The sequence below is a fragment of the Paracoccus sp. KKT209 genome (genome assembly GCF_055635455.1).
Genome location: NZ_JBVMWB010000002.1, coordinates 188,353 through 210,506 on the forward strand (window position 1 = coordinate 188,353; position 22,154 = coordinate 210,506).

The 22,154-nt window shown below is 68.1% G+C and carries 15 protein-coding genes; 7 read left to right on the forward strand and 8 right to left on the reverse strand.

The genetic code is table 11. From position 1 onward, the window contains the following. Positions 1-6: 6 nt before the first annotated feature. From ACZ2G3_RS17010 to chrA, 4 genes are all read right to left on the reverse strand, one after another. Positions 7-1,254 carry an MlaD family protein gene (locus ACZ2G3_RS17010; RefSeq protein WP_470399697.1) on the reverse strand — a complete coding sequence of 416 codons (1,248 nt, stop codon included), beginning with the start codon at positions 1,252-1,254 and terminating at the stop codon, positions 7-9. Between the two features lie 4 nt (positions 1,255-1,258). After that, entirely contained in the window at positions 1,259-2,026 is a 768-nt protein-coding gene (locus ACZ2G3_RS17015; RefSeq protein ID WP_470399699.1) for an ABC transporter ATP-binding protein, read from the reverse strand. After that, positions 2,023-3,114, reverse strand: a complete 1,092-nt coding sequence (locus tag ACZ2G3_RS17020; protein WP_470399701.1) for an MlaE family ABC transporter permease — start codon at positions 3,112-3,114, stop codon at positions 2,023-2,025. Before ACZ2G3_RS17020 ends, ACZ2G3_RS17015 begins: the two co-directional genes overlap by 4 nt. A 123-nt stretch (positions 3,115-3,237) precedes the next feature. Further along, positions 3,238-4,608, reverse strand: coding sequence for a chromate efflux transporter (gene chrA, locus ACZ2G3_RS17025; protein WP_470399703.1), 1,371 nt, complete (start codon positions 4,606-4,608; stop codon positions 3,238-3,240). Positions 4,609-4,850: 242 nt separating this feature from the next. Here chrA and tpa point away from each other — a divergent pair, with 242 nt between their 5' ends. Beyond that, on the forward strand, positions 4,851-6,233 hold the full coding sequence (gene tpa, locus ACZ2G3_RS17030; protein WP_470399705.1) for a hypotaurine--pyruvate aminotransferase Tpa: 1,383 nt from the start codon (positions 4,851-4,853) through the stop codon (positions 6,231-6,233). A gap of 54 nt (positions 6,234-6,287) precedes the next feature. Here tpa and ACZ2G3_RS17035 read toward each other — a convergent pair whose 3' ends face one another. The 3 genes from ACZ2G3_RS17035 to ACZ2G3_RS17045 all read right to left on the reverse strand — a co-directional run bounded on the left by ACZ2G3_RS17035 (position 6,288) and on the right by ACZ2G3_RS17045 (position 10,694). Beyond that, the gene (locus ACZ2G3_RS17035; protein ID WP_470399707.1) at positions 6,288-7,250 is read right to left on the reverse strand and encodes an MvdC/MvdD family ATP grasp protein; all 963 of its coding nucleotides are present in this window, start codon (positions 7,248-7,250) and stop codon (positions 6,288-6,290) included. Positions 7,251-7,300: 50 nt separating this feature from the next. After that, complete coding sequence (locus ACZ2G3_RS17040; protein WP_470399708.1) at positions 7,301-9,091, reverse strand: S8 family peptidase; 1,791 nt, start codon at positions 9,089-9,091, stop codon at positions 7,301-7,303. 100 nt (positions 9,092-9,191) lie between these two features. Further along, entirely contained in the window at positions 9,192-10,694 is a 1,503-nt protein-coding gene (locus tag ACZ2G3_RS17045) for an AfsR/SARP family transcriptional regulator (RefSeq protein ID WP_470399710.1), read from the reverse strand. A 93-nt stretch (positions 10,695-10,787) separates the two neighbouring features. Between ACZ2G3_RS17045 and ACZ2G3_RS17050 the strand changes: the two genes are divergently transcribed. Together ACZ2G3_RS17050 and ACZ2G3_RS17055 are read left to right on the forward strand one after the other, a co-directional pair. Beyond that, positions 10,788-11,837: a phosphatase PAP2 family protein gene (locus ACZ2G3_RS17050; RefSeq protein ID WP_470399712.1), complete on the forward strand. Its 1,050-nt coding sequence runs from the start codon at positions 10,788-10,790 to the stop codon at positions 11,835-11,837. Further along, positions 11,816-13,681 (forward strand): hypothetical protein, encoded by a 1,866-nt coding sequence (locus ACZ2G3_RS17055; protein WP_470399204.1) that lies wholly within the window; start codon positions 11,816-11,818, stop codon positions 13,679-13,681. Before ACZ2G3_RS17050 ends, ACZ2G3_RS17055 begins: the two co-directional genes overlap by 22 nt. A gap of 22 nt (positions 13,682-13,703) precedes the next feature. On the opposite strand, the gene ACZ2G3_RS17060 is transcribed toward ACZ2G3_RS17055, so the two are convergent. After that, entirely contained in the window at positions 13,704-14,360 is a 657-nt protein-coding gene (locus tag ACZ2G3_RS17060; RefSeq protein ID WP_470399206.1) for a 4'-phosphopantetheinyl transferase family protein, read from the reverse strand. Positions 14,361-14,612: 252 nt separating this feature from the next. Between ACZ2G3_RS17060 and ACZ2G3_RS17065 the strand changes: the two genes are divergently transcribed. The 4 genes from ACZ2G3_RS17065 to ACZ2G3_RS17080 all read left to right on the forward strand — a co-directional run bounded on the left by ACZ2G3_RS17065 (position 14,613) and on the right by ACZ2G3_RS17080 (position 22,060). After that, positions 14,613-15,452 (forward strand): glycosyltransferase family 2 protein, encoded by an 840-nt coding sequence (locus tag ACZ2G3_RS17065; protein ID WP_470399207.1) that lies wholly within the window; start codon positions 14,613-14,615, stop codon positions 15,450-15,452. Positions 15,453-15,704: 252 nt separating this feature from the next. Continuing rightward, positions 15,705-16,385, forward strand: coding sequence for a sugar transferase (locus ACZ2G3_RS17070; RefSeq protein WP_470399208.1), 681 nt, complete (start codon positions 15,705-15,707; stop codon positions 16,383-16,385). A gap of 326 nt (positions 16,386-16,711) precedes the next feature. Further along, positions 16,712-17,956 carry a glycosyltransferase family 4 protein gene (locus tag ACZ2G3_RS17075; protein ID WP_470399210.1) on the forward strand — a complete coding sequence of 415 codons (1,245 nt, stop codon included), beginning with the start codon at positions 16,712-16,714 and terminating at the stop codon, positions 17,954-17,956. Between the two features lie 168 nt (positions 17,957-18,124). Further along, positions 18,125-22,060 (forward strand): non-ribosomal peptide synthetase, encoded by a 3,936-nt coding sequence (locus ACZ2G3_RS17080; protein ID WP_470399211.1) that lies wholly within the window; start codon positions 18,125-18,127, stop codon positions 22,058-22,060. Positions 22,061-22,154: the final 94 nt, after the last annotated feature.

The window sequence follows — 22,154 nt, forward strand, 5'->3', positions numbered from 1 at the left end:
ACCTCCTCATCTGCGGAATTCGGGCGTGCGGGGGCCGGTCAAAAGCTGGGCCGGGTTCCGGCGCAGGGTGGAGACCAGCTGGTTCATGTTCTCGACCAGGGCCCGCATGTCGCGCGACAGGCGGGTGATCTGGGGCAGGGCATCGCCGGCGAATGCCTGAACCGGCCCGCGCGCGCCCTCCATCACGCTGCGCAAGGACCCGAAGGCCGCCGCCGCCGATCGCGCGGCCTCGCGCAGGCTGGTGCTGATCTGGGGCAGATCCTCGGCCAGGCGCGCCAGCACCTCGCGTGACTGGGCCAGGGCCGCGCGGGCGTCCGCCGCCGCGGGGGCGATCTCGCGGGTCAGCACGCCCTCGGCCGCATCAAAGGCGCGCGTTCCCGCCTCCAGGCCGGCCTCCAGCCTGTCCAGCGTGGCGGCACCGCGCGTGGTCAGGTCGGTCAGTCCCGCCGCCCCCTGCCGCAGTTCCTGCGTCAGGGGTGCCAGTTCCCCGGTGACGAAGCCGTCGACACGCGCCATGGTGCCGGTCGTCGCGGCCATGGCGGTCCCGGCCTGCGCGGCGGCCTGCGCCACCTGTTCCAGCGTCCCGTCAGCCCGTGCCCCCAGGCCGTCCATCTGATCGGCCATCGCCCCGATGCCGGTGGCCGCATCGGAAATGGCGCGGGTGGCGACAGCGACATCCTCCAGCGCCTGGTCCAGATTGCCGCTGGACCGCTCGACATTGCCGAGGATTGTCGCAACCCGCCCCTGGTTGTCAGGGCCCAGAAGTTGCGACAGCTGCTCGGCCACCAGGCCGAGGCGGTTGATGATCTGCGGCCCCTGGTCGCTGAGCGTCTGCAGGGCCGAGCGGCTGGAGGGGATCACCGGCACCGGCGCGCCAGCCGCCTGGCGCAGCAGCGGGGCGGTGGCAGAGCCCGCGCTGATCGCCACCAGCGCCAGCCCCGTGACGCCCTGCACCTCCAGCGCGGCGGTGCTGTCGCTGCGGATGGGCGTGTCCAGCCCGACCTCCAGCCGGACCCGCACGGGCAGGGGATGGTCGGGGGCCAGTTGCATGTCCACGACCCGGCCCACGGGAAGACCCGCAAAGCGCACCTCGGAGGCGGGCCCAAGGCCGGAGACATCCAGGAAATAGACGTCGTATTGGGCAAATTGCCGATCCAGCTCCAGGCGCGCGAACCACAGCACGAAGCCCAGGATGCCCAGGAAGCCCAGCAGGGTGAAGGCGCCGATCAGGGCAAAATTGGCTTTCGTCTCCATCCGCTCAGTCCTTGCCGGCCGCGGCGCGGGCGCGGGGTCCGTGAAAATACTGGTGCACCCAAGGGTGCTCGACGCGCAGCATCTGGGCCATGGTACCCGTCGTCAGCACCCTGCGCTCGGCCAGCACGGCCACACGGTCGCAGCAGGCGTGGAGCGTGTCCAGATCATGCGTCACCAGAAAGACCGAAAGGTCCAGGGCGTCGCGCAGCGTGACGATCAGCCGGTCGAAGGCGCTGGCGCCGATCGGGTCCAGTCCGGCGGTCGGTTCATCCAGAAAAAGGATTTGTGGATCAAGCGCCAGGGCCCGCGCCAAGCCCGCGCGCTTGCGCATGCCCCCCGACAGTTCGGCCGGATAGGCGTCGTTTGCGGACCAGGGGAGGCCCGCCATCGAAATCTTCAGTTCCGCCAAGGCCCGCCGCTGTTCAGCCGAGAGGCCCGGTACGGCCTTCAGCGGCACTTCGACATTCTCGCGCACGGTCAGTGCCGAAAAGAGCGCCCCGTCCTGGAACATGACCCCCCAGCTTTGCCGCAGCGCGCGTTCGTCAGGCCCCGTCAGCGCGCCGATCCGGCGGCCCAGCACCTCGATCGTGCCGCCCTGGCTTTCCTCCAGTCCCACGATGGCGCGCAGCAGGACCGACTTGCCGGTCCCCGAACCGCCCACCACGCCCAGGATCTCGCCCTGCCGCAGGTCCAGGTCCAGCCCGTCATGGACCACGTGCGGGCCGAACTGCGTGCGCAGGCCCCGGACGCGGACGACGGCTTCGCCGCTCACAGACCGATCCGGGCGAAGAAGACCGAAAAGGCCGCGTCGGCGATGATCACCGCAAAGATCGCACTGACGACGGCGGCCGAGGTCATGCGGCCAAGCGATTCCGCGTCCTTGCCCACGCGCATGCCGGCGTGGCAGCCGATCACGCCAATGATCAGCGCAAAGACCGGGGCCTTGGACAGGCCCACGATGACGTGCCCGATGCTCAGATCATCCAGCCGGCCCAGGAAGACCCCCGGCGAAATCCCCAACTCGACCCAGGACATGACCGCCCCGCCGAAAAGGCCGGTCAACGCCGAGACCAGGCCCAGGATGGGCAGCATCAGCACCAGCGCCAGGATGCGCGGCAGGATCAGCGCCATGTCGGGATCCAGCCCCAGGGTGCGCATCGCATCGATCTCCTGGCGCATCTTCATCGAGCCGATGGCCGCCGTCAGCGCCGAGGCGGTCCGCCCGGCCACGATGATGGCGGTCAGCAGAATGCCCAGTTCCCGCAGGATCGAGATGGCGATCAGGTCCACCACGAAGATCTCGGCCCCGAACTGGCGCAACTGGTCGGCACCCTGGAAGGCCAGCACCACCCCGATCAGAAAGGACATCACCGCCACGATCGGCACGGCCCGCAGACCGGTTTCCTGGCAGTGATGGACCAGCGCGATCAGGGGAAACTGCGCCGGCCGCCGCAGGGCGCGCCCAAGCGCGGCAAGGCTGCGGCCCAGATATTCCACAAGTTCGCGCAGATAGACCAGCGCCCCGACCACCCGGCGCCCGGTCCCCTCCAGGACCCGGCGCCGCCACGGCTGCGGCGCGGGCACCTGCTGCGGGGCAGGCAGGGCGGCAGTGACGGCGGCAAGCAGCGCGGCATGGCGCGGTGACAGGCCCGTCAGGTGGCCACCCGCCGCCTGCCGCTGCGTCAGGGCCCAGGCACCTGCGGTGTCCAGGCGGTCGAGGGCGCTGAGGTCCAGCGGCGTCGCCGGGGCCACCGGGCTCAGCCTGTGCAGGGTCCAGACGACCAGTTGCCCGGTCAGGACAGCGCAGGGGCCGTCCTGCCGGACCGACAGGTCCGGCGCGGCGGTGTCACCTTCGATCATCCCCAGCTGCATCGGCCTGATCCTGCATCGTCAAGGGCGCCTTGCGGCGCGATGTTCCACAGATGCACCGGAGCGTAGCGCCGAAACATGATCAGGATCAAACGGAACGGGCCAGCGGCTCCCCTAGACCAGCCCCGCCAGGCGCAGCGCCAGCCCCGCCAGGGCGCAGATCGCCAGGACCGTCACCGCGCCAAGGCGGAACCGGAAGACCGCCAGCAGGGCGACGATGACCAGCAGGGCGGCAGGCAGGTTCAGCGTCGCCCAGACCGGCAGCTCCAGTTCCAGCCCCCAGCCTGCGATGGGCCGCAGCTGACCAAAGAGGACATGCAGGCCGAACCAGACCGCCAGGTTCAAGATCACGCCCACGACCGCGGCGGTGATGGCCGTCAGTGCCGCGGTCAGCATCTGGTTGTCGCGCAGCCGCTCGATGAAGGGGGCGCCCAGGAAGATCCAGAGAAAGCAGGGCGTGAAGGTCACCCAAGTGGTCAAAAGCCCGCCAAGCGTGCCGGCCAGCAGCGGCGGCATCCCTTCGGCGCCGCGCAGCGCACCCATGAAGCCCACGAACTGCGTGACCATGATCAGGGGGCCGGGCGTCGTCTCGGCCATGCCCAAGCCGTCCAGCATCTCGCCCGGGGCCAGCCAGCCAAAGTTCTGCACCGCCTCCTGCGCGACATAGGCCAGCACCGCATAGGCGCCGCCGAAGGTCACGACCGCCATGACGCTGAAGAAGCCGGCGATCTGCGAGAAGACGTTCTGCGGGCCCAGCACCGCCAGCAACAGCCCGACCGGCGCCAGCCACAGGACCATCAGAACCGCCGAGATGCGCAGCGCCCAGGCCCGGTTCACGCGGGTATGCGCGGGCGTCTCCTCGCCCAGCAGGGTGTCGGCGTCCGCGATCTGCCGCCCGCCCAGCTTGCCGTGTCCGCCGCCGCCGCGAAAGGCCGGCAGGGCCGCAAGGTTGCCCAGAAAGCCGGTCAGCCCGGCCACCAGGATGATGACCGGAAAGGGCAGGCCAAAGGCAAAGATCGCGACGAAGGAGGCCGCGGCGATCCCGATCATCGGCCCGTTCCTCAGCGCGCGGCTGCCGATGCGGATCACCGCCTGCACGACGATGGCCAGCACCGCCGCCTTGAGACCGAAGAACAGCGCCTCCACCGCGCCGGCATTCCCCCAGATCGCATAGATCCAGCTGAGCGCCATGATCGCCACGACACCCGGCAAGACGAACAGCAGCCCGGCGATGATCCCGCCCAGGGTGCGGTGCATCAGCCAGCCGATATAGACGGCCAGCTGCATCGCCTCGGGGCCAGGCAGCAGCATGCAGTAGTTCAGCGCGTGCAGGAAGCGCCGCTCGCCCAGCCAGCGCTGCTCCTCGACCAGGATGCGGTGCATCAGCGCGATCTGCCCGGCCGGGCCGCCAAAGCTGAGCAACCCGATGCGCGCCCAGATGCGGGTCGCTTGCGCCAAGGAAGGATAGGCCCGGTTCGGTGTCATGCTGACCTCGGCTGTTCGGTTTGCGCGGCGGCCATGCCCCCGCACGAAGGGTTAGAGGGGCGCCGGGCGGCCCGTCAAGGGGCAGTCCCGAACCACAGCCGTGCCGGCGGGCGCCGGGGCGGGCGGGGGCACCACCAACGGCGGCTTGACCGGACGGGGGCATTCGCGACAGGGTTTGGCATGTCCGATGGACGGGGCGCCCGCGTGCGCGCCCTGATTCCACCCATGCTCAGGAGATTTCGATGACGCTTGATCTGACCGCCAATGACCTGTCGCATGTGGTGGAGGCCGACCGCGCCCATGTCTGGCACCACCTCAGCCAGCACAAGCCCTACGAGACCATCGACCCCCGCGTCTTTGTCGAGGGCAAGGGGATGCGGCTCTGGGATGCCAAGGGCCGCGAATACCTGGACGGCGTCTCGGGCGGGGTCTGGACGGTGAACGTGGGATATGGCCGGGAAAGCATTGCCAATGCGGTGCGCGACCAGCTGATCCGCCTGAACTATTACGCGGGCGCGGCGGGCACCGTGCCGGGCGCGATGTTCGCCGAGCGCCTGATCGAAAAGATGCCGGGCATGACCCGCGTCTATTATTCGAATTCCGGCTCCGAGGCGAACGAGAAGGTCTACAAGATGGTCCGCCAGATCTCGGCGCGCCATCACGGGGGGCGCAAGTCCAAGATCCTTTATCGCGAGCGCGACTATCACGGCACCACCATCGGCACGCTGGCGACCTCGGGGCAGGCGCAGCGGGCGGCGCAATACGGGCCCTATCCGGACGGCTTCGTCATGGTTCCGCACTGCCTGGAATACCGCAAGCAGTGGGACGTGGAGGATTACGGCCGTCGCGCGGCCGATGCGATCGAGGAGGTGATCCTGCGCGAGGGGCCGGACACGATCGGCGCCATCGTGCTGGAGCCGGTGACGGCCGGCGGGGGCGTCATCACGCCGCCCGAAGGCTATTGGCCCGGCGTGCAGGAGATCTGCCGCAAATACGACATCCTGCTGCATATCGACGAGGTCGTCTGCGGCCTTGGCCGGACCGGGACCTGGTTCGGCTATCAGCATTTCGGCATCCAGCCGGATTTCGTGACCATGGCCAAGGGCGTCGCCTCGGGATATGCGGCGATTTCCTGCACCGTGACGACCGAGGCCGTCTTCGAGATGTTCAAGGACGCGCCCGAGGACGGGATGAGCCATTTCCGCGACATCTCGACCTTCGGCGGCTGCACCGCGGGTCCGGTCGCCGCGCTGGAGAACATGCGCATCATCGAGGACGAAGGGCTGCTGGAAAACACCACCCGCATGGGCGAGCGCGTTCTGGCGAATCTGGCTGCCCTGATGGAAAAACATGCCGTCATCGGCGACATCCGGGGCAAGGGCCTGTTCTGCGGCGCCGAGTTGGTCGCCGACCGCAAGACCAAGGAGCCGCTGTCCGAAAAGCTGGTCCAGGCGGTGGTCGCGGATTGCATGGGTCAGGGCGTCATCATCGGCGCCACGAACAGGTCGCTGGAGGGCGGGTTGAACAACACGCTCTGCCTGTCGCCCGCGCTGATCGCCACGGCCGACGACATCGACCGGATCACCGACGCCATCGACGGGGCGCTGACCCGCGTCATGGCCTGACATCGGAACGGCGCGGGTCAGGCCCGCGCCATTCATGCCTTCCATGGCACGCGTTCAAGCCGACATCGCGAAGGGCAGATGGACATTTGCGCCCTGGGCCATGGCGATCAACTCCTCTGCCATGGTGCGGGCGATCGGCTGTCCGGTCTGGTCCTCGACGAACAGGAACTGCCCTGCAGGATTGATCTCCAGGAAACGCAGCGTGCCGTCTTCCTGACGGCGGAAATCCAGTGCGCCATAGATCAGCCCCAGCTGTCCCATCAGCGTGCGGATCGCGGCGGTGATGCCGGGTGGCAGGCTGGTGGCGGTGATCGTCACGTCCTGGTTCATGCGGAAATCATCGGGATAGCTGCCGGTGCTGCTGTCGATGGTGGCGGCAAAGATGCGGCGCCCGATCACCGTGACGCGGACATCCTCGCCGGGAATGCGCTGCTGCAGGATCGCGGGGGCGTGGCGCAGCTGGTCCAGATGCGCCATCTCGGCCGGACCCACCCGGCGGGTCTCGCGCCAGTGGCGCAGGCTGCCGGCAAAGGGCTTGCAGACCACGTCCCCGACCTCCGCCACGAAGGCGCGCGCCGCCGCCGGGCAGGTGGTGATCAGCGTCTCGGGCGGGTTCAGCCCCAGATCCGCCGCGATCCGCAGCTGCCAGCTTTTCCGGCTGGCGGCCTCGTCCTGAAGCGGCGGGTTCATCCAGCGGGCGGGGATCGCCTGCCACAGGCCGGCCAGCGCCTCGTCGCATTCGGCCGCCGCGAAATCGGCGTCCTTCAGCCCCGGCTCGAAGCACAGGGGTTGAGGCCTGCGCCACCAGACGGCGCGCACCTGGTCCAGGTCCAGCGCGATGTCCTGGTCCTCGGACCAGGCCAGCTGGCTGGAGGCAGGGCCATAGCGCATCACCAGGCGCGCGGCACGGGGGAAGCGGCCCAGGTTGAGCAGATGGAAGGGCATGCCCATCTGGTCCAGGTGCGCGCTGACGGCCTGGGCATGAACGTCGTCGGGATGCGAGATGATGAGGATCATGGTCACTCTCCTAATGATAAGGCCGGCCCCTCCGGCGGGGCCGGCAGGGATCATGCCTGGCCGGTTGCGGCCTGGTACTGGGCCACCAGCGCATCCAGGACGGCCTGCGCCTCCTCGATCTGCGCCACCAGCAGCGTCAGCGCGTCCTCCTGCTGCGCCTCGGCTCCGGTCAGCATCTCCTCGAAGTTCTGCCATTCGGGGGCCTGGTGGTCGGTCGACAATAGGAAGGGCCGGCCCGGATCGGGCCGGTCGATCCGTTCGGCGATGGGCGATCCGCCCTGGTCCAGCAGCGGGCGCGTCCCCTTCTGGTCCAGCACGACCGGCGTGCCTGCGGTATCAGCAAAGACCGGCGTGCCCTTCAGGTCCGCGATCACGGGCGTGCCGATCTGGTCGGCGACCACATGCGTGCCCAGCCTGTCGGGCAGGATCGGGGTGCCGATGCGATCCAGGGTGATGATCGTCTCGCGCAGGTCGCGCACCACGCCCGTGTCGCTCAGCAGCGACTTGATCGGCCAGGTCAGGCGGTTGTAGGCGCGTAGCGCCTGGACGATGCCGTGCCCGGAATGGATGTCGAAGCCCGGATCGCCGATATCCTTGCAGGTGGCGATCAGCGCCGCCTTGAGCGTGGGCGTCGTGGCCGAAGACCGCACCTGCCGCAGCAGGGCGCAGACCCCCGCCAGGATTGGCGTCGCCGCCGAGGTCCCGCTGTCCGAGTTGAAATAGCCGCGGAAGTGGGTGATCGAGCAGAAGTCCGGCTTTCTGGGCGACAGGGCCGCGGGACCCCGGCTGGAATAGCCCACGAAGCGTTCGTGCAGGTTGACGGCGCCCACCGTCATCACTTGGTCATGGCCGTTGGCGCCCCAGATGCTGCGGCCGCTGCCGACATCGGGCCCACAGCGACCGTCGGGGCAGGTGTCGCCGCAGTTTCCGGCGGCAAACAGCACCACGATGCCGGCATTAACCGCCTCGACCACCTTTCGGGTGAAGGGATGGTTCGGATCGCGGGCATAGCTGGCATCCCACCCCTCCTGGAAGATGCCCCAGGAATTCGTCAGCACCTGCGGCGTGCCGTGCATCCGGTAATGGGTCAGCGCCCAGTCAAAGGCCTGCAGCGCCCGAGAGATGGTGCTGGTGCTGCCGCCGGACCCGCTGATGCGCATGTCGAACAGCTGCGCGTCGGGCGCCATGCCCAGAACGTCGGTGGCGCACATGTTGCCATGTTCGGACCAGGCGCTGGCCTCGGTGCCCCAGCTGGCGGCCGGCCAGCCGCCGATGACCCGGGGGATGCGGCGCGCGGTTTCCCCCGCGCGGACAGGGCGGCCCTGGGCGGTGATCCCGCCATCCAGAACCCCGACCACGATCCCCTGGCCGCGATGGCCGCGGGCCCAGATCTGGTCAACGCCCAGATAGCGGGCGACATCGGCGATCGTGCCGACCGGGGTGCCGGGGGTGCAGTCGCAGCTGCCGATGGGGCAGCCCGCCATGGAGGGGATTTCGCCCATCTGCGGGGCATTGTCGTTGCGCGGGGCCGCGAAGGGGGCGATGGGCGTGTCGCGCCAGACCCGCAGGACCTGCGGGTCGGCCTCCAGCTTGCGGAACTCGTCTTCCGAGGCCAGGGTCCCGCGCAGGATGAAGGTCTGCGGCGCGCTGCTGAACCCGTCGCCCAGGGTTTCGACCCCCATCGCCACCGGCACGAATTCGGGGTCCAGCCGCAGCGCGCCGCCCGCCAGTTCTAGATCGGTTCCCAGGCCGATGCTGGCCGACATGCCCGGCTGTGCGCGCATTTCCACAAGGACGCTGATCCGCCCGTCACGATCGCGCTTGGGATCTTCGGCGTTCATGATGACTCCCTCCATGTTCGCCAGCCTGACGTTCTGCCGGGCTGCGAATCAGTTCTGCCATCCGTGGTGTGAAATGGACGTGAAAGGGGGATGAAGAGGGCTAGAGCCGCGCGCGTGCGACGGCCAGCAGGCCCGCGCGGCGCAGGGTCGAGACCGGGTAGTCGGGGCTGGCCATCAGTTCTGGCGCAAAGTCCGGCTCGATGCGCCGCAGGGCGGTCAGGGCGGCCGCGGCGCCCTCTTCGTCGCGGCGGTGGTGGCGCAGCGCGGCCAGAAAGCGCAGGGCCGGCCGGCATTCGGTCGAATGCGACAGCGCGGCAGCGGCGCTGTTCTCGGCCTCGGCGTAGCGGCCAAGGCGGATCAGGGCTGCTGCCTGGCGGAGGCGCCAGCTGGGCTGGCCCAGCATTGCCAGCGGCCCGCCGCGCGCCCGTATCAGCACGCTCAGCGCCTCGCCGTCGCGGCCGGCATCGGTCAGCGCCTGCGACAGGACCAGATGCGCCAGGTCATGGCCCGGCGCCAGGCGGCAGGCGTCGCGCGCGAGGTCCAGGGCGCCCGCCACCTGGCCCTGCCAAGACCGCATCAGCGCCGAGACCGACAGGACGATCGGGTCGGCGGGGGCCCGTTCGCGCGCGCGGTTGGCCAGCGCCTCGGCCTCGGCCAGGGTGGCCCGCTGGTCGGGGGTCTGGCGCTCGATGATCAGGGTATAGCGCAGGAAGGCGCGCAGCGATTGGGCCACCGGGCTGTCGGTCTCGGACAGGACGCGGTCGGCCGACAGCAGCCGGCTGCGGGAAAAGCTGAAGAGGTCGGTCAGCGGAAACAGCCGCCCCGGCAGGCGCAGCTGGCCCACCGTCTGGATCAGCGTCAGCGCCAGGGCCGAGATGGCCCGGTGCAGCGCCGGGGTGGACTGGGACAGCGGAAACTGCTGCGCCCAGAGCTGCGCCCCGCTGGACAGGTCGCGCAGGGAGATCATCAGCAGCATCTGAGGGCCCGGCTGCTGCAGGCACATCGCCTCGACCAGCAGCCCGGGCGAGGAAGCCGGGGCCGAGTGCAGGGGCAGGACCTGCGCGGGCAGCAGCGACGCCGCATGCGAAGCCGCCTGCTGCACGACGGCCACGGCAAGCATCCGCCCCGAGGGCGTGTCCGCCACGGGATCCGACAGGACCAGCAGCGGCAGGACCTGGGCGCGCGGCCGATCCTCCAGCGCAAGGCGCGTGTCGCGCAGCCAGTCCTCGAATTCGGCGTCCGCAATATCCAGGCCTTCGGCGAATTCGGGCGCCTCGCCGGCGCCGGCGGCCAGCGGGCGCAGGTCCACCGTCAGGCGCGCGGGATCGAGACCCACCCAGCCATCTCCCGACAGCAGGACCGACTGGTGGTCGCGCAGCGCCAGCCGCAATTCGCGGAGCGTCTGGCGCAGGCTGGCCGCGCCCTGGGCCTGGGGGCTGTCGCTCCAGAGACGATCCTGCAGGCGTGCGCGGCCAAGGCGCAGGCCCGGCGCCACGCCCAGCATCGCCAGCGCCCCCCGCGCCTTGCGCCCCCGCGGGGTCAGGTCGTCGCCATTCGCGTCCAAGAGGGTGACGGGGCCCATCAGGCGCAAAGTAAGATGCATGAACTTGCCGCTCCCGAACACGAAGCCGTGCTATCCTAGCACAGGTTGAACGATTCGCCCTGTAACCACTTGGTTTTTCGTGGGGATGTGCTGATGACCCTGGCCAATGCCCATAATGCCCATAATGCCCACAACGCGCATAATGCGCACAACGCCCACAACGCGCATACCGGAAGCAGCATGGGCGGGATGGCGGCGCTGCTGGTGGCGCGGGACGGGATCGTGCCGGCTGGTCCCGTGCAGGCCCAGTTTCCCCCTGACCCCCGCCCGACCCTCAGCCCCGCCGCCCGGCTTCGCCGGATCGAGCCGCATTTTGCGGTGGCGGCGCTGCTTTCAGAACTGGCCGAGGGGCTGAGCGTGACAGGCACGGAAGCAGAGGTGACCCTGGCCTGCCCGGATGGTCCCATTCTGGTCTTGCGCCCGCCGGGGCAGCAGGAGCTGCAGGCCGAGTTGCAGCTGGTCGCCGGCTATGCCGAGTTGCGCGCCGAGCGCCTGCCCGAGATCGAGGCCCAGGCCGAAAGTGTCGGCAATTTTTTCAAAACGATCCTGCCGGTCAACGCGGGCTGGACCCCAGCGGTCGCGCTGCTGATGGAGGTGATCCAGGACCTGGCCACGGCGATCGTGCAGCGCATCAAGCTGATCCATGCCGTGCCGCGGCCGCATCAGCTGTCGCCCCTGATCCAGCCGGTAACGCCATGTCCCGGACATTCCAGCTTTCCAAGCGGCCATGCGGCGCAGGGCTTCGCCCTGGCCGGTCTTCTGGCAGCGCTGGAGAACCGCAGCCTGCCGCAGCTTCAGGGCCAGCCCGAGCGGATGGCCGCGCGCATCGCGGTGAACCGGACCGTGGCAGGCCTGCACTATCCCTGCGACAGCGTGGCCGGCGCCGCCCTGGGCATCGTCCTTGCACGATGGTTGCTGTCCCGCGCCACCGGAGGGCAGATGACCGGGCTGTCCCTGGACGCGTCGTCCTGGGGTGGCGATGCACCGGGGCGCAGCCGCGATTTCCATCTTCCGGCGCTGGTCGATGCGCTTGAGGCCGGCACCTGCCTGGCTCCGTTGCCGTGCCGTTCCGTCGCGGTGGCGCCGATGCTCGCCTCGCTCTGGCAGGCGGCGCAGACCGAATGGGGCCAGCGGTGGGGCTGACCTGGACACCCGTTCCGCCCCCCGCCTTCGCCCGGCTTGGACAGGAAGGCTGGCCACTGGCGGACTATCTGCTGCGCGAGGTCGAAGGGCCCTTGACGCTGCACCAGCAGCGCGGCCATGCGCGCCGTCGCGCGGCCCTGCGGGCGCTGATGGAAAGCAGCCTTCGACCCAGGATCGCGCTTCAAGGCCTGCGGCGCTTCGACAACGTGCTGGCGCAGCTTCCCCCGCTGGCACCGGACCACGCGCTGGTGCCGGAGGATGCGCCGCCCGGCCCCGATGCCGCCTGCCTTGATCCCATGGCCCATCCCGCCGATCCCGATCAGGCAGCCATCATCGGCGTGATCGACCATGCCATTCCCTTTGCCCACCCGCTGCTGACCACCGCCACGGGCCACGGCCGGGTGGCGGCGGTCTGGATGATGGATGCGCCGGCCCGGGATCGGCGTCCCGACATCCCCTTTGGCCAAGAGTTGCGCGGAACGATGATCGACGCGTTGCGCCGGCCGGGTGACGAGGATGCACCCTATCGCGCCTGCGGGTTGCTGGACCCGGGCGGGGACATGGCGCTGGCGCGTGCGGGCAGTCACGGGGCAGCCGTGGCGACGATCGCGGCAGGGCAGGCACCCGGTGATCCCGCTGGCCGGGCGCATCCGGTGATCGGCGTATCCCTGCCACGCTTTGCCTTGGCTGACACTTCGGGCAGCCTCGGCGCGCTGTTCATCCAGGCTGCCGTCATCTTCGTGATTTCACGCGCCCGGATGCTGGCCCGAGAGATGTCGCAGCACGCGGGACGCCGGGTTCGGCCCCCGCTGGTGGTCAACCTCTCGCTCGGCGTGACCGGGGGGGCGCAGGACGGATCCGGGATGATCGCCCGTCTGCAGGACGCCATCGCCGGTGCGGTTCCACCCGATCTTGGGCCGGTGCATTTCGTGCTGCCCACCGGCAATGCCTGCCAGGACCGGCTGAATGGCCAGATGAAAGCCGGGCAACGGATCCAGTGGCAGATCCTGCCGGATGACCCCACGCCGAGTGCAATCGAGATCTGGGCGCCCCCCGGCCGGAAGATCCCGCGCCTGAGCCTGCGCCCGCCGGGCGGAGAGGATCTGACCATCCCGCTGAAGAGGCCCGGCATGGTCAGGCTGGCGGATTCCCAGGGGCCCGAGGTGGCGCGGGCCGTGCTGCAATACCGGAGCAAAGCCTCCGGCTATTGCCTAACGCTGATCGTGCCGCCGACCCTTCCCACGGCGCAGGGCGAGCCTTGGGCACCTGCGGGACTGTGGTCCCTGACGCTGTCGGAGGGCAGCGCCTCGCCCTGCCGGCTGGCGATCGCGCGGGATGACCGGCTGCCGGGCACGGGGGGGCGGGGCCGGCAGTCGCGTCTGGTCGAGGCGGGATATGCTGCGCGCGACGTCTCGGGACGGTGGCAGGGGGCCGACCCCGTTCCGCCCGGAACGATCATCCGCCGCAATGGAACCGTGAACAGCTATGCCACCGGGCGGCTGCAGATCCGGGTGGGGTCGACGATGGCGCATCCGGCGGGGGACGTGGCACACTGGTCGGGCCTGCTGGCTGATGGCGCCGCCGGTGATGTCACCGCGCCCTCCGAGCGCAGCGCCAGTCTTGCGGGCATGGCAGTTCCTGGCATGCGTGGCGGAGGTCTGGGGCGCCTCAGCGGCACCAGCCTTTCGGCGCCGCAGATGACGCGCTGGCTGGCGGCCCGGCTTGCCGCGGGGCAGCGCTTTGATGGGCGCGCCGATCTGGCGGCGGACCGGGGGTCAGGCGGTACGGATGTGCATGATCTGGGCCTGCCCGACCTGCCCTGGCGCAGCGGGCTGGGTGGCTGATCCGGCCCGCTGAGGACCTTGATCATTTCGGGCAACCGGCTCTCAGCAGCGCACCGTGCTGGTCGGGCGTCATCAACATGACCGTCACGATCATCTGGCCGTCCAGCCGCCAGCTGCCCGACAGAGCCACGTCGCACAGCGTGAGGGCAAAGGCGCCGGGCGTGATCGTCAGCGCCACGTCGCGATAGTCGAGCCAGAGGCCCGTGACCGGGAATTGCGCCTTGAAGGCAGCCTCCTTGGCGCTGAATAGCAGCGTGGCGGCGAGCGTTGGAGGCAGGTCGCCGCCCAGGCAATCACCCCGCCCGACGACCAGGTCGATCAGGTCGGGAGCCATCGGCCGCGCCTCCTCCAGGTCCAGCCCGACCGAAGGCCAATCCGTGCAGCGGCTGACCAAGGCCGCCGCGAGGCCCCCTGCATGGCTGATGCTGCCGCAGATGCCGCCTGGCCAGGAAGGTGCACGGTCCGGGCCTGCCGGAACCGCAGCCGCGGGAAGACCGGCATCCTTCATCGCGAGGCGCGCCGCCGCACGACCTGCCGCGAATTCCCGGATACGGCCTGGAACCGCCCTTGCAACCCCTTCGGCCTCTCCGGGCAGCAGGGGCGGGACGGTCTGGTCGATCCTGTGCACCCCGATCCCCACGGTGGCGGGCAGCATGGCCTTCAGGGCCTGTCGGACCATGACATGCGCCTCCCGATATTTCGAAGGCGGCGCCTGCCGACCTTGAGCATTCCGCCGGCTAAAATCCGGCGCTTTTAGAACCTACCACCGAAGGCCGGTGATATGCTACTGACGAGGGAACGGCCAAAGCCACGACCAGATTTTGTTAATGCCATGGGACTTCGACGGATGCGCAGACAGGCCATGCACGATCTTGCTCGGGTCCCTGTTGCTGGCACCCTGCAGCAACGCCTTGTTGGCGGCGCCGCCTAGATGGATCCGCGCCACGTTACCGTGATCATCCCTGCCCATCAGGAGGCCGCGCATATCGGGCGCTGCCTTCTGGCGCTGTGCAGGCAGGATCTGGCTGGGGGGGTCGTTCATGAGGTCGTTGTCGTGCCCAACGGATGCACCGATGCGACGGCCCAGATCGCACGGGACATGTCAGACCGTCTGGCGGCTGTCGGTTGGAGGCTGACGGTTATCGAGACGCCCATTGGCAGCAAGATCGAGGCGCTGAACCTGGGCGATGGTGCGGCACCCGATGACATCCGCATCTATCTGGATGCCGACATCGAGGTGGGGGCAGGTGTCATCGCAGGGCTGTTCCAGGCGTTGGCGGGCGCGGGTCCCCGTTATGCCGGGGCGCGACTGGTCGTCCCGCCGCCCCGAAGCGCGCTGTCGGCGGCCTATGCCCGGTTCTGGCAGCGGCTTCCCTTCGTGGCTGACGGCGTGACGGGCGCCGGCCTTTTCGCGGTGAATCGCGAGGGTCGGGCACGGTGGGACCGCTTTCCCCCGATCATTGCCGATGATGGTTTTGCCCGGCTCAATTTCGCGCCCGAGGAACGTGTCAGGGTAGAGCAGCCCTATCAGTGGCCCATTACCGAGGGATTTCGGCGGTTGGTGCGCGTTCGCCGCCGTCAAGATGCCGGAAACGTCCAGCTTGCGCGGATTTTCCCCCATCTGCTGCGCAATTCCGGCAAGGACCGGCCGACGGTACGGCACCTCCTGCGCCTTGCGCTTGCGGACCCGGTGGGATTCGCGGTTTATTCGACCGTCACCTTGGCCGTGCGGATGCGTCGCAAATCCGACAGCTGGGACAGGGGCCGCTGATTCGCGCGCCCTCAGTCGGACGAACGCTTAAAATTTAACTTAGGTACATCCTGAGCAACTTCAGGTTGCGACGCTATGCGTCATATGCACCCGGAGTTGAATTTTTAGCGCTAAATCAGCTTTTTAGATAGGTTGTTCATGCCGCTTGGATGCGGCTATATATCCATACGGATACAGGCCATACCAAAGCGTTCAGTCTAAATACCTAAAATTTTATGTTTCCGACGTTGTGATGCCTTCGGAGTTCAGTAAATGGTACAATATAATGCGGGTCAGGATATTCATCCTGACCAAGTGAATGATCATGGCGCGATTATTGGTGCCCTTAGAATTTACGACAACGGCGGCAAGCGCTCTCTTGATATTCTTCTGATCGTCTTGGCGCTTCCCTTTCTTCTGCCCCTCATGGTGCTGGTTGCCCTGGCGATCATGGTGGACGGAAATTCCCCGATTTACACGCAAAATCGTCTTGGGCGCGGATGGCAGGCTTTTCGCCTCTACAAGTTCAGGACGATGAAGCCCGATGCCGATCAGCTGCTCCAGGCCCACTTGGCCAGCGACCAGGCCGCCCGCGAGGAATGGAACCGCGACCAGAAGCTGCGCCACGATCCGCGCGTGACCCGGGTCGGCGCCTTTCTTCGCAGGACTTCTCTGGACGAGCTGCCGCAGCTGTTCAACGTGCTGCTGGGCCACATGAGCCTGGTCGGTCCCCGGCCGATGATGCCCGAGCAACGCGTGCTTTATCCGGGCGTCTACTACGCCGTCCACCGGCCCGGGCTTACCGGCCTCTGGCAGGTTTCGGTGCGCAATGGTTGCACCTTCGCCGGACGCGCCATGTACGATGAGCGCTATTCCCGGGAAGTCAGTCTTTCGCTGGACGTGGCAACGATCGTTCAGACCTTCCGTGTTGTGGCTCGCTGCACCGGCTGCTGACCTGATCTTGGCGGCAGCACAGCCAGTCCCGAAGCGCAACGAGGCCGGCAAGCGTTAGCATGCTGGCCGCGCCGCCGCCGACATATCCCAGGATAATTGCTGACACGAGGCCATAGCCCGCCAGAAGCAGACTGAAAATGGCCAGAATTCCGACCACGACGGAAATCGCGATCATTCCAATCAACACCTTAATCTATCCTTTTTGCATTCATAAGAATCTATCTTAGCACCGATTCGCAAACTGGGAAACGGCATCGACAGCCCGACATCCATTATGCAAGAGTTTCATCGAATTGCATCCGTGAACAGAACTGTCATTTATCAGCATGGTCGATCCGTCTTTGCACGAACAAGGTGCGCCCTTCCGGGTGGCATATGTCATCAATACTTATCCCCGGCCGTCCCAGACATTCATCCGGCGCGAGATCCGTGCGCTTGAGGCTGCCGGCCTGCCGGTCACGCGCTTTGCCATGCGCCGGGATGAGCAAGAGGTCAGGTCGCGGGAGGATCGGGACGAGCAGGCGCGCACGGAATACATTCTGGACCAAGGGCCTGTGCGCCTGGCGGGCGCCCTTCTTCGCGCGCTTGTCCGGCACCCCGGGACCTTGCTGACCGCTTGGCGTGCTGGTCGCCGCAGCGGCCATGGACGGGGGCCGCTGCGCCAGATGATCTACCTGGCCGAAGGCGCGGTCCTGGCGGAAAAATGCCGCCAACTTGGGGTCTCCCATGTTCATGCCCACTTTGGGACCAATTCGGCCGATGTCGCCCGCTATGCAGGTCTGCTGGGCGGGCCGGGCTACAGCATCACCTTTCACGGCCCCGAGGAATTCGACGCGCCCCACAGCCTGCTGTTGGCGGACAAGATCGCGGAGGCGCGCTTCGCCGTCGCCGTCAGCGCCTTCGGGCGCAGCCAACTGTCGCGCTGGACCGCCTTTCGACACTGGGACAAGCTGCATGTGGTGCATTGTGGCATCGACCCGGCCATGTTCGCCGCGCCCGCCCCGATGCCTGCGGGCCCCGGCCCGGACCAGCCGCTGCGCCTTGTGTCCGTTGGCCGCTTTGCCGAACAGAAGGGGCAAATGGTGCTGATCGAGGCGCTGGCCCGGTGCACCGCACCCGTCCACCTGACGCTGGTTGGCGATGGGCCCCTGTCACCCGAACTCCGCGCGGCCGTGTCCAGGCTGGGGCTCGCATCGCACATCAGCCTCCCGGGGTGGCTGGACGAGGCCGGGGTGCGCCAAGCGCTGGCCGACGCCCATATCATGGTCCTGCCCAGTTTCGCCGAAGGCCTGCCGGTTGCCTTGATGGAAGCCATGGCCAGCGCCAGGCCCAGCATTGCCACCTATATCGCGGGCATTCCCGAACTGATGCTGGACCGGGAAACCGGCTGGCTCATCCCGGCGGGAAGCGTGGAGGATCTGGCGCAGGCACTGGAGCGGGCAGCCGCCACGCCGGCCCCCGAACTTGCTGCCATGGGCAAAGCCGCAAGGGCCCGGGCGCTGGAGCGGCATGACATTGCCCCGCAGGCGGCGCGGCTGGCCCGCCTGTTCCTGTCCTATGGCAGCACATGAGGGAGGGGAGGCCAACCGCACCCTCGACTGCGACCGCCCAGGTGACGGCCAAGAGCCACATGTCGCGGCAAATTTGCCTGCCGGATAAAATCATAGGAAGATGCCGCGGCAGTGGCTCTTCCTATGTCCAGACCAATTGATGATAACAATTAGAATGGGCAATTCTCGATGACAGGACGGACCAGCATCATGCGGGATGGAGGCAGCGGCGGCACGCTTGACTTCGGTCGGTTCACTGACCTTGGTCCTGCCACGGATGCGCAGGCGGCCTTCATGTCGGCCCTTCACGGAGAGGACGACCGCCAAGCCCATGTCGAGCAGATCCTGGTGGATGCGCCGGCCGATGTGCTGGAGCTTGGGCGGCTTGAGGCGGCGTGGCATGGGGTGGCCCGGCGCCACCAGATCCTGCGGACCGTTTTGTGTCTGGGCGATACCGGACAGCCCAGGTTGTGCGTCCATGACGAAGCCGGCGTTCCCCTCAGCCGGATCGACCTTGCGGAAAGGACGCCAAAAGATCAGGACGATGCGGTCGAGACCTATCTGCGCCGTGATCGCCGCGATGGTATCGATCCCACCATGGGCCTTGGCTGGCGGGTGGTCCTTTTTGACCTCGGTGGCGGGCGCGCCCGGATGCTGTGGACCATCCACCACGCTCTGATCGACGGGACCAGCATCGAGATCCTCCTGGACGAGCTCTGGGGCATGCTGACGGGCAGGCCGCCGCCCGCCGCCCTGCCTCCGCAGTTTTCCGACCTGCTGGCGGCGCGGGAACTTGACCTTGCAGCAGCACAAGCGGCCTTCGCGGACATGCTGTCCGACACGACGATCGCCGCCCCCTTTCCCCGGGCGATGCAAGGACAGCAGGGGGCCATGCGCAATCTGACCGCCGCTCTTCCCGAGGAGGCAACAGAGAGGTTGCGGGACGCCTGCAGTCGGATCGACGTCACGCCCCTGAACGCCATGCAGGCAGCCTGGGCCATGGTCCTGGCCCGCTGGACCGGACGACGCGGCGCGGCTTTCGGGGTGGTGGAGGCGGGCCGTCCCAAGTCGGGCCCCGACCGGGCGACGGGATGCTTCATCTCGACGGTGCCGTTTCAGGTCCGGCTCGACAACCAGCCCGACCTCGGCAGCCTTCTTCGACAGCTACGCGAGATGACGCTGCGGCTGAGGCCTCACGCTCACGCCAGCCAGACGCAGATCCGCCGGTGGGCTGGCCGCACCGGGGCAGAGGCTCTCTACGACACGGTCGTCATGTATCAGCAGGACAGCCTGCAGGCGCGTCTGCACCGGCGCGGATGCGCCTGGACCGGCGTGCGCCTGATCGAGCAGGGCCGGTCCCTGATGTCGCTTTCTGTCCATGACGGTGCCGACGGAATGGGCCTGTCGCTGGAATATGACGCCGGCCGTCTGTCTGACCGGACGGCGCGACAGGTCCTTTGCCATCTGCAGCGCCTGCTGCAGGAAATCGCGCGGGCGCGGCCGGATACGGCGCTTGCCGCGTTGCCCATGCTGTCGCCCGAAGACGAGGCGCAGGTCCTGGATCTTGGTCGCCCTGCAGTTGGGGCGGACCCAGGGCCCTGCGATCTGGCGACCCGCTTCGAGACGATCGCCGCCGCCAAGGGCGATCACCTGGCGATCGCGGAGGCAGCGACGGGACGCAGCCTGACCTATCTGCAGCTGGACAGGATGGCCAACGGCATCGCCTGGCGGTTGTCGGCGGAGGGCGTTGATCCGGGCAGCATCGTGGGTATCGCCCTTCCGCGCTCGGCCGAGCAGATTGCCGCGATGCTGGCGGTCCTGAAGCTGGGGGCGGCCTTCACACTTCTGGATCTGGATCAGCCTCAGGATTATCTTTGCAAGTTGGTGCGGCAGGTGTGGGCGCGTGCCCTTGTCGCTGAGCCGGAAACGTCCTTGGCCGAGACCGGGACATCGATCATCGCGGCGGACGCTGCCGCCGAAGACAGCCCACCACCACGGCCTGCCATCCCGCCTGACGACCTTGCCTATGTTACCTTCACCTCGGGCTCCACTGGCGTGCCAAAGGCGGTGATGGGCCTTCAGGGCGCGCTTTCCGCGCATGCGGATGCGATGATCGCGGCCTGCGGCCTGACAAAGCGCGACCGGGTGCTGCAATTCGCCGCCCCCGGATTCGACGTGATGCTGGAAGAGGTTTGGCCCACGCTTCTCTCAGGCGCGACCGTCGTGCTCCGCGAGCCGGGGCCGGCCAGGCCGGTTCAGGACCTGCTGGCCATGGCGGACAGTCTGGGCGTAACGCTCCTGAACCTGCCGGCCAGCTATTGGCAACAGATGGTGACGACGCTTTCCGAACAGGATCAGGCCCTGCCTCCTGCGGTGCGGCTGGTCGTGACCGGCAGCGAACGCGTCTCGCCCGTGGCCTATCGCAAGTGGCGAAGGATTGCGGCTCAGGTGCCGCTGTTCAACGCCTACGGCCCGACCGAGGCGACCATCACCTGCACGCTGTGGAAGGCCACGTCGCTGCCCGCCGAGGCCGAGCTGCCGATCGGGCGCCCCTTGGGCCACGCGCGGGCGCTGCTGCGCGCCAGTGACGGCACGCTGACCCCGCCGGGCGGAGAGGGCGAGTTGTGGATCGGAGGCGCTGCTGTCACTGGCGGTTATCTGAACGACCCCCAGACAACCGCGGCGATGTTCACCCCCGATCCTTGGCACTTGGGCGACCGGCTCTATCGCAGCGGAGACCTTGCGCGCTGGTCGCCTGAGGGCGAGCTAATGTTCCTGGGACGGGCGGACCGCCAGATCAAGCTGCGGGGGCATCGCATCGACCTCGGCCATGTCGAAGGCGTGCTGGCGGCCCAGCAGGGTGTCGCGCAGGCTTATGTGGATCTGGACAAAGGCCCTCCTGCAAGGCTGCTGGCCTGGGTCATCCTTCGCCCCGGCGCCACGCCCGAAGCCATTGCCCGCCGGCTTGTGGGACAGCTGCCGGGTTACATGGTGCCGCGGCTGATCCAGGTGCCGGACCTGCCGCTGACGGTCAATGGCAAGGTGGCGGTGGCGCGTCTGCCCCGCCCGGCCGCGCGTGCCCCTGCGCCTCGGCTGGAGAGTCAGGACCCTCAGGCGCACGGAATTGCCCGTTGCATGGCCGAGGTTCTGGACCTGCCGCAGGTCCATACGACCGACGACTTCTATGATCTGGGCGGCGATTCGCTTCTTGCGCTGCGCCTGATCAGCTTGGTCCGGTCCCATCTTGGCCTGTCCATGCACAGCACCGACGTGATGCAGGAGCCGACGCCGGAAGGCCTGGCCAGGCTGGCGCGGTCGGGCGACAATCGACCCCGCTACCTGATCAAGACCCAACCGGCCGGCACCCATGTCCCGATCATTGCCGTGCATGTGCTGGGCCGGAACCAGGCGCTGTTCCGCCCGCTTTCGGCTGCGCTTGGGCCGGATTTTCCGCTTTGGGGACTGACCATCGGCGTGCCGGACGCAAGGCAGGCGATCGATGTCAGCGCCACCGCACAGATCTACTTCGAAGAATTGCAGCGGCACTTTCCCCGCCAGCCGGTCTGCCTGATCGCGGTGTCGATGGCCTCCTATTTCGCCCTGGAGCTGGCCCAGCTGCTCCGCCGCGCGGGACGCGAGGTCCCGGTGCTGGCAATCCTGGACGCCGCGGGTCCGGCCGGTCGCCCGACGGTCCGCGGAGCGGCCAGGCTGCGCGCTCATCTGCGCCAGTTCCGTCGGCGCGGTCTGGGCCATCTGCGGGCGGTCCTGCAGCATCGCTTTGGCGGGCGGCCTCAACGCAGGAACGACCTGCTGCCTGCGGGCATCGATGATATGGCGAAGTTGATCCAGGCAAATGTCCGGGCGGTGTCATCCTATGAACCGCAAGCCTATGACCGACCGATCACGATCTTTCGCGCCGACAGCAGTTTCTGGGACACGAAAGAGAGCCTGCAGCAAGGGCTGGGCTGGGCGGGGATCGCCGCTGCCGGATGGTCATTGCACAACCTGCCTGGCGATCATCTCTCGATCCTCGCGCCGGGCAATGTGGAGGCGTTGGCGGCCCATCTTCGCCAGCTTGTTCCGGTTGCAGCAGCAGAAGATCCGGGCGATGAAGGTGCGACATGAAATCCCACGGCGGATGCCTGATCCTGGGCTGATCTGCCGTGACCTTGGGTGCGGGCGCCCGTTGCAGACCATTACGCGCGACGCCCTGAAGCGG